General features: G+C 44.4%; 9 protein-coding genes. 7 read left to right on the top strand and 2 right to left on the bottom strand.

The window, feature by feature from the left end; all coding sequences use genetic code 11:
- The first annotated feature begins 2 nt into the window (after positions 1 to 2).
- The 6 genes from NYE35_RS16160 (at position 3) to NYE35_RS16185 (ending at position 9,829) form a co-directional block, all read left to right on the top strand.
- Positions 3 to 896, top strand: a complete 894-nt coding sequence (locus NYE35_RS16160) for an ABC transporter permease (protein ID WP_081390243.1) — start codon at positions 3 to 5, stop codon at positions 894 to 896.
- A 6-nt stretch (positions 897 to 902) separates the two neighbouring features.
- Positions 903 to 1,799 carry a carbohydrate ABC transporter permease gene (locus tag NYE35_RS16165; protein ID WP_076144086.1) on the top strand — a complete coding sequence of 299 codons (897 nt, stop codon included), beginning with the start codon at positions 903 to 905 and terminating at the stop codon, positions 1,797 to 1,799.
- Between the two features lie 31 nt (positions 1,800 to 1,830).
- Positions 1,831 to 3,516 (top strand): hypothetical protein, encoded by a 1,686-nt coding sequence (locus NYE35_RS16170; RefSeq protein ID WP_094900814.1) that lies wholly within the window; start codon positions 1,831 to 1,833, stop codon positions 3,514 to 3,516.
- Between the two features lie 103 nt (positions 3,517 to 3,619).
- Entirely contained in the window at positions 3,620 to 5,410 is a 1,791-nt protein-coding gene (locus NYE35_RS16175; RefSeq protein ID WP_076144082.1) for a cache domain-containing sensor histidine kinase, read from the top strand.
- Positions 5,410 to 7,014, top strand: a complete 1,605-nt coding sequence (locus NYE35_RS16180) for a helix-turn-helix domain-containing protein (RefSeq protein WP_341121639.1) — start codon at positions 5,410 to 5,412, stop codon at positions 7,012 to 7,014. Before NYE35_RS16175 ends, NYE35_RS16180 begins: the two co-directional genes overlap by 1 nt.
- Before the next feature lie 10 nt (positions 7,015 to 7,024).
- Positions 7,025 to 9,829: a glycoside hydrolase family 2 TIM barrel-domain containing protein gene (locus tag NYE35_RS16185; RefSeq protein ID WP_340950992.1), complete on the top strand. Its 2,805-nt coding sequence runs from the start codon at positions 7,025 to 7,027 to the stop codon at positions 9,827 to 9,829.
- Positions 9,830 to 10,336: 507 nt separating this feature from the next.
- On the opposite strand, the gene NYE35_RS16190 is transcribed toward NYE35_RS16185, so the two are convergent.
- Together NYE35_RS16190 and NYE35_RS16195 are read right to left on the bottom strand one after the other, a co-directional pair.
- Entirely contained in the window at positions 10,337 to 13,078 is a 2,742-nt protein-coding gene (locus NYE35_RS16190; RefSeq protein WP_341121641.1) for a hypothetical protein, read from the bottom strand.
- A gap of 89 nt (positions 13,079 to 13,167) precedes the next feature.
- The gene (locus NYE35_RS16195; protein ID WP_076099199.1) at positions 13,168 to 14,043 is read right to left on the bottom strand and encodes a ketopantoate reductase family protein; all 876 of its coding nucleotides are present in this window, start codon (positions 14,041 to 14,043) and stop codon (positions 13,168 to 13,170) included.
- 161 nt (positions 14,044 to 14,204) lie between these two features.
- Here NYE35_RS16195 and NYE35_RS16200 point away from each other — a divergent pair, with 161 nt between their 5' ends.
- The gene (locus NYE35_RS16200) at positions 14,205 to 14,783 is read left to right on the top strand and encodes a TetR/AcrR family transcriptional regulator (RefSeq protein WP_038571167.1); all 579 of its coding nucleotides are present in this window, start codon (positions 14,205 to 14,207) and stop codon (positions 14,781 to 14,783) included.
- Positions 14,784 to 14,951: the final 168 nt, after the last annotated feature.

Here is a 14,951-nt window from a genome sequence, read left to right on the forward strand (position 1 = left end):
AATTGTACGCTAAGTTCTACAAGTACCGATGGCAATATTTAATGATTCTTCCGGGAGTTCTGTTGCTATTTCTGTTCAGCTATATTCCGATGGCAGGGATTCAGGTCGCCTTCCGCGACTTTCAGATTGGCACCTCGATCTGGAATAGCGTATGGGTGGGATTAGACAACTTTTCTTTCCTGCAAGATCCCCAGTTTTTAACTGTTGTCAAAAACACGTTATATATATCCGTGCTTAAGTTCATCTTCGGATTCCCGGCACCGATTCTGCTGGCGCTGGTGATTAACGAGGTAACCCGGCCTGTATTTAAACGATTCGTGCAATCGGTCAGCTATTTGCCACATTTTTTCTCATGGATTGTAGTCGCTTACATCCTGCAGTCTTTTCTGACTTTGGATGGTGGGCTGGTCAATCAGTTCATCGAGAAAGCAGGTGGTGATCCCGTATTTTTTCTAGGTTCCACGGAGTGGTTCCGGCCCATGGTTATATTAAGCGGCTTGTGGAAAGAGACCGGCTGGAACACGATCCTCTATTTGGCTGCGATCACAACGATTGATCTGCAATTGTATGAGTCCGCCAAGGTAGAGGGGGCAGGAAAGCTAGCCCAGATTCGGCATATCACCTTCCCGGGTATTCTACCGACGATATCGATTGTGCTAATTCTAAGTATCCCAAGCCTGATTACTGTAGGGATGGATCAGATTTATCCGCTGATGAATTCTGCTAATCAAGGGGTCGCGGATGTACTGGATACGTATATCATCCGCAACGGATTGCAGCAGGGATATTTTGGGATGGCGACCGCAGTAGGACTGTTATCCTCAGTGATCAGCTTGATATTGGTTGTTTCGACTAATCAGTTATCCAGAAAAATAAATGGTGAAGGATTATGGTGATGGCATATGAAGCTCAGCAGAGGTGAAAAAATAGCTCAATACGTCATCGTCATAGTACTGGCCGGTCTGTGCTTGTCTGTACTATATCCATTCCTGTACATGCTGGCAATCTCACTGAATGACGGTGCAAGTGCAGCCAAAGGTGGCGTGTATCTATGGCCCAAGAATTTCACATTAATAAATTATGAGATCGTATTAGGAAATGAAATTATCCGGCAGTCTTATCTAATTACAATCGCTAGGACAGTCATTGGCACATTCGCAGGACTTATCGTCACACTTCTGGTGGCATTTGGCTTGTCCTTCCGCGGTCTTCCCTTAAGAAGCACGATACTAGGCTATATTCTTTTAACCATGTTATTCAGTGGAGGACTGGTTCCTTTCTATATTCAGCTTAATAATCTCGGGCTTATCAACACGTTCTGGGTGTATATTTTCCCCGGGCTGTTCTCGGTCTGGAACATGTTTGTCATGCTGAAGTTTATACAGGGAATCCCTGAAGCTCTGGTAGAATCCGCTGAACTAGATGGAGCCGGTCCTGTTCGTACTCTGATTCAGATTATTATTCCACTCTCTCAACCTATGCTTGCAGCGCTGGGACTGTTTACCGCAGTGGGACACTGGAATGATTGGTTCGCCGGTGCTTTCTTCGTCACGAAGCAGAATCTGATTCCGGTGCAGACCTTCCTGCAGCAATTGCTCGCTGCTCAGGATTTATCCGCTGTCCTTGGCTCGAATACCAACCAGGAAGCTTTGGCGAGGAGCTCACAAATGCAGAATATTACGCTGATGTCGATTAAGATGGCAGTCGTTATGGTGAGTGCAATCCCCATCCTGTGCGTGTATCCGTTCCTGCAGAAATATTTTGTGAAAGGAGTTCTTGTAGGGTCAGTAAAAGGTTGATCTACAATAATAGAACAGGGGGAATTAAACAATGATGATCAAAAAAACGGGTCTAGTCGCCTTGGCTGCAGCAACCTTACTGATGTCTATTGCCGGATGCTCCGGATCAGGTGGGAATACTGCGAACAAGCCTGGAAGTGACAATGAAACGTCAAATAACCAGCCCGCCAGTGGCTCGACTTCCTTTAATCTCTGGCTCGGATGGACGGCAACCATCAATAATGATAGTATGGTCCAGAAATATTGGCGTGAACAGGAGCCTGGAGTAAATGTGAAGCTGGAAACCACCCAAGGCGACGCGATGACTGCACTTAATTTGAAGATAAACACTGGCGGCTTTGAGGATGCAGCTATCTTCAGCCGAAACGAAACGGTCAAAAGCGCGATGAACCGGTCGAAACAGCTTATGCCGCTAGAGCAGTATTTCGATATGCCTGACAAATATCCAGGACTGGCGTCTATTCCAAAGCAGTATCTGGAACTTATGAAGGATAATGAGGGCCATATCTGGTCCATCCCTACCTGGTTTGACCAAAACCCGGAAGATCCGTGGCCAGGTTGGGCATCTCAAGCCTGGATTGTCAGAAGTGATGTGCTGGAGAAAACAGGTATGACCAAAGAGGACTTAGCAACGTTAGAAGGAGTTGAGACCTTCCTTCGGAGAGCTGCTGAAGAGAAGGATGCTTCCGGCAAATCGCTTATTCCTCTATCATTCCTGATGGACACTAGTGATAATCTGGGCTGGAGTGATGAAAACGCGATTTTGACAGCATTTGGGGTGACTACAGCGGGTAATGGCGTTGATAAACGCGGCGATGATTTTGTATTCGCTTACGACGATCCCAATTATAAAGCAGCTTATCAATGGATGAACAAGATGTACCAGGAGAAGTTGATCGATCCAGAGGTCGTTACCAGCAAAAAAGAACAGTATACAGAAAAGAACAAATCAGGTCGTATTGCCTTCAATGTCGGCAGCTTCTGGAACATTCCTGCCTCAACCTGGGAGACATTGGACGGCCCAACAGAGCCAGGGTGGTTTTACGAAGCGATCCCTTTTCCTAAAGTGGATGGTGTAGAGAAAGTCGGAATTAATCAGGTTACCAATCCGAATCCAGGCTATGATGTCTATGTTAGTGAAAAAACTAAAAATCTGGAAGCTATTCTGAAATTCTTCGATTATACCTTGCAGCCGAAACCCGAACAGCAGCAGGTCATTAATGAAGGACCGGCGGGATTATACTGGGATTGGATTGATCAACCGTTGGGTAAATGGAAATTCACAGACGAAACCTACAAGACGAGCCGCAATTCCGGAGACACCGCACAAAAAGCTAAAGTCACCCCGGAGCTTTACATGACTGCCTCTTACAGCAATGAATGGTACCCATGGTGGAACACAGAGGATGCAGGAAAAGCCGGAGCTGCTAAGACAATTAAGTTCACAGAAGCTATCGGCAAAATGGGAACGATCCGCGTGGCAGAGTCTTATGATCTATTCCAGATGAAACAGGGCGGCGCATGGGAGAAATATTCACCGGAGATCGAAAATATCCGCAAGGAATATCGAGCCAAGCTTTTAATGGCCAAAGACGAGGGGCAATTCGAGAAGAATTGGAGCGATTTCCAAGCAGCACTAGAGAAGCGTGGGCACTGGAGTGAAGTCAAGCAGGAGTGGCTGGATACGTACAAGGAGGAAGTAACCGCCTTGCAATAGACAACCGTGATGCTCTTTCAGTCGCGGATCTTAAACGATAAAAAAATTAATGGAGCACCTCTCACTTGGAGGGGGCTCCCTTTGCACTTCATGGGGGAAATCTATGATTAAACAACAAATAGAGAAATGGATCATCCGTATGACCCGTTCTATGAACCTGAGGAGTAAGATTGTATTATTCTACGGACTAATTGTATTTCTCCCCACCGTACTGCTGGCTGCAGGTGCAGGGTACATGATGCTTCATACGGTGCGGGCCAATTATATGCTTACGATCAGGGAAGCCGTTCGGCAAAGTGCGCAGAGTATTGAATTCAGGAAGCAAAGCTATGATCTGCTGGCTACCCGGACGGCTACGGATGGTGAGCTGATCTCTAGATTAGCCAGGGACTATGCGGATATCGATGAACAATTGGGTACGGTCAATTATGTGGACCGTTCCTTCCTGCTCACCAGTAAATACTTGCCAGGTATTGAGAATTTCCGGATCTATCATACCAACGATACACTAGTGCAAGATGGAGGGCTTCTGTGGAAGCCGGAAGAACGGAGCCTTTCGGGAATTCGAGAGCGGGAATGGTATACGAAAATGCTTCGCACAACAGACAATCTGGTATGGACTAATGCAGCTGACGACAGGACTAAGCTAGTGGTATCCCATAAAATTCTGAACGCATATGGAGATGTTTACGGGATTGTGTACCTGTTACTGAACTATAACGGTGTCTTCATGGAATCGTTCGAGCATCCTTTTGAAGGGGCCGGAGAATTGTATATTGTTGACGACAACGAACGAATTATTGCATCCTCGGAGCCTTCTGAAATTGGCAGCCGGTTATCCTCATCCTCCTTAGGTCAGTACTGGAATAACTCGTTGGAAACATCGGCGACAAAAAGCGGGATGATGCTGATCACTCAGGAGATTAAGTCTGGCTGGACGGTTGCCGCGCTTGTGCATCTTGACCGACTGGAGGAGCAGTCTACGCGGATTATGTACTATATCGGAGCAGGTATTGCATTTTTCCTGCTGTTGTCCATCTTTCTAATCATGATTGTACTTAAAAATGTGATTTGGCGGATCCGCAAGCTGGGCATCCGAATGACAGATATCTCACAGGGCTATTTCGAAGTTACAGTGAGAAACCGTGACAACGATGAGCTGGGTGAACTTGAGATATTGTTCAATTCCATGTCTGGCCGTTTGAGAAAACTGGTCGAAGAACATACAGAGGCCATGCTCAAAGAGCGGGAGCAATCATTTAGGGCGTTGCAGGCACAGATTAACCCTCATTTCATCTATAATTCGCTAAGTCTGATCCGTTGGCGGGCATTAGATCAGCAGGACGAATTGCAAATCCGAACCATAGATGCGCTGACGACATTCTATCGGCTGGCACTCAATAACCGGGTTAATGTGACGCTGATCCGTGATGAAATTGAGCATCTTAAGGCGTATATCGAAATTCAGCAGCTGCGTTATCCCGGTCAGGTATCCGTAGAGTGGCTGGTAGAGCCTGACGTTCTTGACCTGTACAGCATTAAGCTGATTCTACAGCCAACGGTCGAGAACTGTTATCTGCACGGGGGCATCACAACTAGAACTCATGCTTTTATACAAATTACGATCAAACGAGTGGAGAATACGGTGCAGTTTCAGATTTTTGATAATGGAAAAGGGATTGGCAGTGAGAAGCTGGAACAGATCCGTACCGGCAGCTACACGGGGACGCAAAACGGATTCGGGATGAACAATATCCGTGAACGTCTTGCCTTGTATTTTGGCACAGAGGGCGGCTTTGAGATTGACAGTGTAGAAGACGAATGGACTTGTGTAACCATTGATATCCCTGTTTGCAAGGAAAGTCCTGAGATAAAAAAGGGGGATGGAGCTTAATGCGGGCATTAATTGTCGACGACGAGCCTATGCAGATTCAAGGGCTTCTTCGTCATATTGGCTGGAAAGCTCTGGGGTATGAGGAACCGTTAACTGCATTATCTGGTGAAGAAGCACTAACAATCCTAGGAGAAACTCTTGTGGATGTGCTGATCGCTGACGTCTCGATGCCCGGTATGACAGGGATCGAACTGCTCGCAAGATGCAGAGCGGATTATCCGTTACTCCAGTCTTTACAGACTGTGATGATCAGTGGATATGACGAGTTTGAATTTGTGCAGGAGGCTATACATCTGGGAGCTAAAGCTTACGTTCTGAAGCCCATCAAGACGGAAGAACTCGAAATGAAACTGACTGCGTTCAGAGAAGTAGTTGAGAAGAAAAAACAGATTGAACAGGAAACCACTGTACTTAGGGAGAAAGTAACAGAGAGCTATGAGGTGCTGCAGGAACGTTTCGTCAAAGATATGGTCGAAGGCTGGATCCACAGTGATGAGCTGCTCGAATCCTGGCGGCGTCTGCTGGATCTGCCTAATGGGGAATGGCAGGCAACATTATTCCTGTTCGGATATGACCGCAGGTTTCTAGATAATCCGCATGATGCCAAGGATCGGATCCTGCTTAGCGAAGGGTTATTGAACTGCGTTAAGACTGGTCTATCTGGCTTCACCGGTACCTATATAGGGAAGACAGGAGCGGATGAACTGGCCGTCATTGTGCTGAACGCAACGCCATTGGTGCGGGCAAGACTTGAGAAGCAGCTTGCGTTTATCCAAGATATCCTAAGAGAGCAGTATAAAGCCTCCGTCTCGGTCGGAATTAGCAGAGAGTGTTTGTTCTGGACGGAAATACCGTTGCTGTATAAGGAAGTAAGGCATATGATGACCGGTGCCAGGCTGGCCGGCTACGGACAAATCCTCTATTTCGACCGGAACTTGATGAATGAATATCATGATTTCCGGTTGCGTGAAGAATACATTCCGGAAATCGTTAAGCTACTGGACAGAGGAGAGAGCGATAAAGCTTCCGCTTATTTCAATCATGCTTTCGAAGTGTTACTTGCGCGAGAGCCTGTATCCTTTTCCTATGTGCAGGCTTTCGGAATGGGTTTGCTTAGCGAACTAGCCAGAAAACTGAAGCGTATACATGAGAAGGATACAGAGTTGAACATCCTCATGTGGCAGCGGTTGATCGACTGTACAGGCGTAGATGAAGTCAGGAAGGTCGTACTGGAATATTTGGCGCAATATGCTAAGCTTAATCAAAGAGAGCAGGTCGCTCAGCAGCATAACCTTATCCAGCGGGTCGCCCGCCAATTGGAGGAGCATCTGCATGAGAACATGACTGTAAAGCAGCTTGCTGAGCAGTTTCACTTGAATCACAGCTATTTAAGTGTTCTCTTCAAGAAAGAAATGGGCCGGACGATTTCCGATTTCGTGCAGGAAGCGCGTATGAACAAAGCCAAGGAACTACTTCGTGACCCCAATATTAAGGTTTACGAGGTTGCCGAGCAGGTGGGCTTTCAAACCGCGGCTTATTTTGCCTTCCTTTTTAAGAAAACAACCGGCACCACACCTCAGGAGTTCAGAGATTATCATTATTAGGAGTGATATTTTGCAGACAAAGATCAGCCTGGAAGGCGAATGGAAGTTGCAATTGGATGAGGGAAATCAAGGACTGGCATTGCCTTTTACAGATGTTATCACACTGCCGGGAACAACGTCCTACGCACGCAAAGGTTCGAAGAACGAGGATGTTTTAGTAAGCGCATTAACGGATGAGTATTTGTTTGAAGGGCAAGTCTGGTATTCAAAAGAGGTCGTCATTCCGGAAGAACTAGCCGGCAAAGTCTGCTTCCTATATTTGGAACGCACGAGGCTGACGACTCTATGGCTGGACAATCAGGAAATAGGCAGCCGTAACAGTCTGAACACCCCACATATATACGAGTTGCCGCAGCTTCAACCTGGGAATCATACGCTCACCATCCGTGTGGACAATACGGGTTACCCAACCAAAGGTGGACATTTAACGTCGCAGGATACCCAGACTAACTGGAATGGGATTACCGGACGTATGGAGCTTCAGTTCTACGGTGAGTCACGGCTCAGCGGCATCCGGCTCGATCCGGATCTCTCAGCCCGCTCAGTCCGAATCACGGCAACCTTGGACAGCAGGAACGAATCTATACTTACAGTGTCTGCGCAGAGCTTCAACAGCGACAATGCACATGCTGTGGACCAGCGGGAGTACCCAGTCTCACCGGGTAGTTTTTCCGTCAACTATGAGCTTGGTCAAGACGCGCTGCTCTGGAGTGAAGGCGCTCCCAATCTTTATAACATAAACCTTGTTTTGAAAGACAGTGATGGATATATAACGGACCGACAGGAGCTCGTTTTTGGATTGAAGGAATTCCGGGCAGAGGGCGATAAGTTTACAATCAACGGAGAAAAAACCTTCCTCCGCGGCAAACATGACGGCCTGATCTTCCCGCTTACCGGTTATGCCCCGACTGACGTCGAGGAATGGGTAAGAATCCTTGGCATCTCCAAGTCTTACGGCATCAATCATTATCGCTTTCATACCTGCTGTCCGCCGGAAGCTGCTTTCACCGCAGCGGATATGCTAGGTATCTACATGCAACCAGAGCTTCCATTCTGGGGAACAATCACAGAAGAAACCGACGAGGGACATAATCAAGCGGAGCAGAACTATCTGATCAGCGAAGGCTATGCCATACTTCAGGCTTTTGGCAATCACCCCTCCTTCGTGATGATGTCGCTTGGCAACGAGCTATGGGGCAGCAAAGCCAAGATTGATTCCTTCCTAAAGGACTATAAAGCATTTGATAACCGGATTCTCTATACACAGGGGTCCAATAACCACCAATGGGTGCCAGAAATTCTGGAACATGACGATTTCTTCAGCGGCGTGCGCTTCTCCAGAGATCGGCTGTTCAGAGGTTCCTATGCGATGTGTGATGCTCCATTAGGTCATGTCCAGATCGATCTGCCAGGCACGATGAAAGACTATGACGATCAGATCGTCCCTCAGGATTTCTTCAACGGAGAGGGGATGGAAGCTGCCGCTGGCGGAGAGATTCAGATCCAGTATGGTACGGAAGCCAAGACGGTGAAGGCTGGAGACGCTTCCGCAGAATGGATACCGCACATTCCGGTAATCTCGCATGAGATCGGACAGTATGCTACCTATCCTAATTATGAGGAAATCGATAAATACAACGGTCCGCTCAAAGCTGAGAATTTCAAAATTTTCCGTGAACGACTGGAAAGTAAAGGGTTGGGTCATTTGGCCGCCAAATATTTTGAATCCTCGGGGCAACTGGCAGTAGCTTGCTACAAAGAGGAACTTGAGGCGGCATTCCGCTCCCGGCGGCTTGCGGGCTTCCAACTGCTTGATTTGCAGGATTTCAGTGGCCAGGGAACGGCGCTGGTGGGTGTCCTCGACGCCTTTATGGATTCCAAAGGAATGATAAGTCCGGAGGACTGGCGAACTTTTTGTAATGATGCCGTTCTGTTGGCAAGATTCCCTAAGTATAACTATGTCTCTGGTGAATCGTTCGATGCCCATGTTGAACTGAGCTGTTTCCGCAGTGGTATGCCGAGTGCATTTGAACTGCATTGGGAGCTTACCGCGGATAATGGTATACTCGCCGCAGGTTCAACCGAGGTGGACGTACCTGCAGGAACGAATTATATCGATATCTGCGATCTGGCAATAAAACTACCTGAAGTTGACCGTATGAGTACTATCGTATTGTCCCTCTCCATACAGGGAACAGATATCCGTAAGAGTTACGACCTGTGGATTTATCCAGTGAAGAGTGGCAACATGCTGGAAGGTGTCCATGTCTTCGACAAGCTGTCTGATGATGCGCTTGCATTGCTGGAGCAAGGTGAGAATGTGCTGCTTATGCCGAAACCGGAATCTCTCCAAAATGCCGTTGAAGGTTATTACTGCACAGATTTCTGGTGTTATCCAATGTTCCGCTCGATCTCAGAGAGCATGAACCGGCCAGTACCCATTGGTACTATGGGGCTGTTGATTGATAACAAGCACCCGGTGCTTCGTGAGTTCCCGAGCGAGGAATATTCTACCTATCCCTGGTGGAGTATTGTTGAGAATTCGAAATCGCTCATCATGGATGCAGCTGACCGCGATTGGAATCCCGTTGTGCAGACTATCGATAATTTTGAACGCAATCATAAGCTGAGTTTCCTAGTGGAATGCAGTGTAGGAGCAGGCAACCTGCTGATATGCGCATTGGATGCTGATAAGGTTAGCGATACGCCGGAAGGCAGACAGTTCTTATTCAGTCTTGCGGGTTATATGAAATCAGATGATTTCAAGCCACAGTACAAGGCGAATGTTGCAGAACTTCTTGAGCTGATCCAATAGGCAGAGGCAGGCGATTGCTAAGGTTACCTGTCAAATTTCATATGGATGAATAGTCCAATGGGGCTACAGTGAAAACTACGTTCTCCACTTGAGTAAAACAGACTGTCGCATCGTAAAAAACTGAAGAGCAGCGATTCTCTTAATGAAGAGAGATTCGCTGCTCTTAGTTTTTTGCTGCTTTTAGTTTATTGGTAGCCGCCAGCTTCAACAGTGTCATCGTTATCTGAGCCTCTGAGGGTTTCGGACTCAGATGACACTATTTTCTGATTTTCAGCCTTGTGAACAACATTTCGGACTCCAGTGACGCTATTGCTTATAAAGAGGTTCATATGTGGTATATTTCATGCAAATAGTGGCTATGAAGACCGTTAGCCTACCAAAAGTGCAATAATACTGCATTTAGCGTCATCTATGTCCGATAGATGGTGCTAGTTTGAAAGATACAACAATGCGAAGAAGGTTTCAATTAGGCAGCATTTCGAAGTTGAAAAATTAAAAGATATTCCTTTAATTACTATACTTTTTTAAAGCTTCTGCCATATCCAATTTATATTGATCTACTTTTTTGAAATTATCGATAGTTGTTACAACCATTTGGAAAAGATACTCCGATGTTCCTCCTAATTTTAGATTGTTACGTATTAAATTCATTACAATGTCTAAAACGATTGATGACGGAATGAGGACATCTGTAAGTCTAAACGTATGAGATAAGGATTGTGACCCTAAAGGCCATGGTAAGTCAATCGAAAAAGAAACGGGCACTTTAATATCCAATTTGAAATTTTTCATATTTAAACCTTTTTCAAGTTGATTCTGGATCTCCCCAAAAATATAATCGTTAAAAATCTCAGAAAATTTAGTAAAAGTAAAGTCGGAAACGTCTCGGCAAAGATCCACGAGCTTACGAGGATTGAACTTGATTTCTTTCACTGTCATAACAACAGGAGGGATGATTGCTTCTTGAATTATAGCTTCGACTGCTCCTCTTAACCCTTTGAAAAATTCATCTTTTACTTTACCGGCACCGATTAGAGAAAAAATGTTAAACGTTAATACGTCAGCGGCTTTTTCAGCGATTTCCATTACAGGTTCAATCAGTTCTTTCATTAATTTTTCTTGCATTAACTTAGTTATGAAATCGGTAATAGTATTTAATATCTTGGCTATTACATTTAGCCAGTGTTCGATTATGGCCAGGAGCTCATCGATCAAGGCTTGAAACAACGCTGGAATCAGTTTTAGAGCGAATTGAATCATATGATCAGTTAAATGATTTATCAAAATTTTGGCTATTGCTTCTATTTCAGCCATTTGAGGCATCCACATCGGATCGCTTTGCAAATGGTTGGCGAAGTCCACGGCGTTACCTTTTATTGGAGTAAATATGTTTAGAGCATTCTCAAAAAGTTGTTCTTGTACTTCAGGTGTCAAAGGCGCTACCATTTCCGCAATAATTTTAACAGCTGCCTCCAACGGTTTCTTTAAAATATCTTGAGCTCCAAGTGGTCCAAGAACATTTGCAGCCTGACCAGCAGCTTCGCGAAGAAGACCCTCGATTTGTTTATTAACTGAAGTCTGAATTCCGTCCATGACATGAATAACGCTTCTTCCAAGCATTGTGAGTAATACGCTGGATAATACTTCTTGCATAGTTTTTATGTCAAAATTTTGAAATCCATTAACGATCTCTGGAATTAGAACATCAGAAGTCAGTTGTATGCAGGGAATCAGGGCTTGCTCAAATAGAATCTTAATCTCTTCCTCGCCAGCCAAAGTGTTCGAGATTGCAGTTTTTCTAGCACTTATTTCCGTATCCACGTAATGATCGAAAGCTTGATTTATGGCTCCAAGTGTTGATCTAAAAGAGTTTTCCCCTGTAGTCGAAGGAAATGAGGGACTAAATAAGAACTTCATTGCATCTTGGGCCGTTCCTGAAACGGCAGGTTTGAGAATTGCTGCTATCTCCCGAACGCTATCTACATGTTGTATGGTAAGCGTCAAAGGTTTATCAAGTAGAAATGATAGAAGATCCCCCTGGTTCAAATTTGTGTCAGACGGACGGTTCAAATCTGTATTAATTGCACTTTTGACAGCGGGAGGAGGTTGGTAAGACAATTGTGCCGTAAAAGTAGGCATGGTTGCTTTATCTGCCGCTTGCACTGCAAGGGGGAGCAACAAAGCTGATACCCACAAAGCAGAAATACTTCTGACAAACTCCTTCTTAAGCTGCTCGTTTTGAATTAATGCTGATAATGAGTCTAAACGAACAAAAATTTCATGGTTATCCGGCACTAACTGAAAAGAATTAAAACCTTGCAGGGTTTGAATGACTTCTGAGGTTTGTTCAGCTGGTAAAGAAGCAAGGCCAATTAAACGAAGGATCTCTTCCTTAAAGAACACATTCATAGTCAAGAAGAACAACGATTGGAACTGTCCGCCAATAAATGTAAGAACGGTTTGCGCTAGTTTTTCGTTATTGCTCCCGGTACCTTCATTTAATTGTCTACTGACCTCATAGGCTGATTTCACTCCTATCCTTAGCATAGTACCGAGCATTAATGCTTGTTCCTGCTGTGTGTCAATAGCTTTATTAACAATGCCCTCAATTAAGCGGTCCCCATAACGATTGACCAGTTTTGCAGGATCGGGGAATTTAAAATTGATGCCACCTCCATAGCCACCCCCCGCAATAAATCCCATTCCCGCCTCATAGACAAATTGGAATCCAGATTCCCCTAGAGTAGCTGTCTTATGTAAATTACCAAGCATAACAAAATTGGCATACGCCATAAAACCAACCGCAAATTGGGCGTACAAATAACCTTCGAGCTCTGATTCTTCTAACAATAGCTCAATCAATTCACCGGATAAACCATTTCCTGACGGTTTATTCTTCAGGATTTTCAATAACTCTTTAACTGTCATATTCATGCTTAATCCAGCCGCTACCGCCGCTTTAAGAACGGCTTGAAGTCGACCAGCTAGCCCGGCTTCGTCGAATAGATCCAGGGGCGTTTGTATCTGTACTTGGAGAAGAAGCGAAACTTCGGCACTCCCCAATATTTTTAATTCAGCCCATTTATTTAATAAATTATTGATTTGTGCCATAGCCTGAGCGCCTAACTTATAGTTCATTCCTCTTCTCAAGCTACCCTGGCCTGCAACTAAGGTCTGTCCCTGGATATTTCCCCAGCTTTGAGTTGTTGTGCTTTGTTGAAAGATCTGCTGATCTTGATTCAGTGGCAATCTAACACCTCCATATTACATTGTTTTAGTATTAAGTAATATGGGGTGTGAACTCATTTGATAACTTTTATGGTAAAATTTTGCTTGGATCAAATCGAAAACTTCTCATGAAACATTTCATCCAATAATATTATTTCTGCTTTTCTGCTGACAGCTTGGTTTCCAAACTTAACATCAATGATAAACTCATCACTCAGCATCTGCCGATACCGGGATATAATCTCTTCTTCCATCAGTTCTCCCATTGACTTCGTTTCAGTCGGGATTACAGAGATTCCAGCTTGCTCTACCAAGTAAAGATTTTGTTTGATATCTGTAGCTACTTTGCTAAGAATGCTTTCGCTTATTGCTGTCTCAATATCTACCATTCCTTCATTCGTATAAAAATGCTTGTTGACTGCAGCGAGTGCAGCATGTGAAACATGAAATGCTTGAATATCTTTTTGTATTTCATACTGCATTTCAGCTGTTTCGAATATCAAAGCAAGCTCCTTAACTCTTTCGGTCGTTTGTCCATTTATTTCACCAAAATAAGTTTTGGAACCAAATTGAGCGTATAAAATATCCTCTTTAATGTCTCCACCTGCACCAGGGAATCCTGGAAGTAACCGATCACCCACGATTTCAAGCCAGGAATTATAACCAATAGTGTTGGTCAGTGTAATTATTGTTTTGCTCTGATTATTTTTGATCGCAGACAGGGCAGATTCTGCCTGATCATATCGTACAGGAACAAAGATAAAATCATAGATGTCATCATCTACAAGCTTTTCGACCGTCTTAATGGATAGTTGCTTTATCGTACCGTTGTCGTTGTATCTCAAACCCTTCCGCTTAAGTTCATCCAGCCTTTTTCCTCGAGCCAGTAAAGTGACGTCAAACCCCGATTGTGCAAATCTAAGAGCGTATAAACTGCCAATTACGCCAGCGCCAAATATTAGAAGTCTATTTTGTTTTATGTTCACTATTATCATTCCTTCCGACTAACTAGTCACTGATTGTTTAAGCAACATCTGTTTGATAAGATAATAGTATGACAAGATTATGCTTACAACCGTCATTGTAAGAAAAGAGTTGCATAGACAACACATTCCGATAATTGATGTTTTAGAAAGGGGAGACTCAGATGGTACATCAAGAAGATCCGAGAGTAATACGGACTCGCCTGTTAATAAGAGAAGCTTTCAGAAATCTTTTACAGACTAAAGGATTTGATTCAATGACAATAAAAGATATCTCACAGAAAGCTACGATAAACCGGGCTACTTTTTATGCCCATTATGAAGATAAATATGCTTTACTCGATGAATTTACAGAACATTCTTTTCATCAGATGATTCCTGAACAAGTAATGAATGCACGGGAGTTTTCAGATGAAATATGTAACCAGTTGATCTTGTTGACTCATCAGTACATCGTTGATTTTTATCAGAAATGCAGAATGGATTCTAAATCTATTGCTAAGCTGGTGGATGAGAAAGTAAAAAATATGCTGCAGCAAATCATTGAAAACATATTTTTGAAAGGGATTAATTATGATATCGCAGACCGCCAACATACAAAGATCATTTCAGCAATGACAGGTTCAGCGATCTATGGCGCTGCATTTACTTGGTTAATTGAGGGGGAGGCTGATCAGACCGATTTACTTGTGGACATTGTTCGTCCTTATGTAATGAGTGGCCTGGGACTCTTGATAAGATAGAATAGGAACGCTTACAAGCATAACACTCGGGACAAGTCCCACGAACAGGAAGGTTTAATCACTTCGCCAAGATTATCAGAAAGGTGGAATCTATGGTTGATTTTGACTGGTCATTTTGGGAGACGATATTACTTTATTTCATGCTCATTTTTTTCGAATCACTAGTAG

Source organism: Paenibacillus sp. FSL L8-0494, assembly GCF_038003695.1.
In the GTDB taxonomy this organism is placed as follows: Bacteria; Bacillota; Bacilli; order Paenibacillales; family Paenibacillaceae; genus Paenibacillus_AQ; species Paenibacillus_AQ odorifer.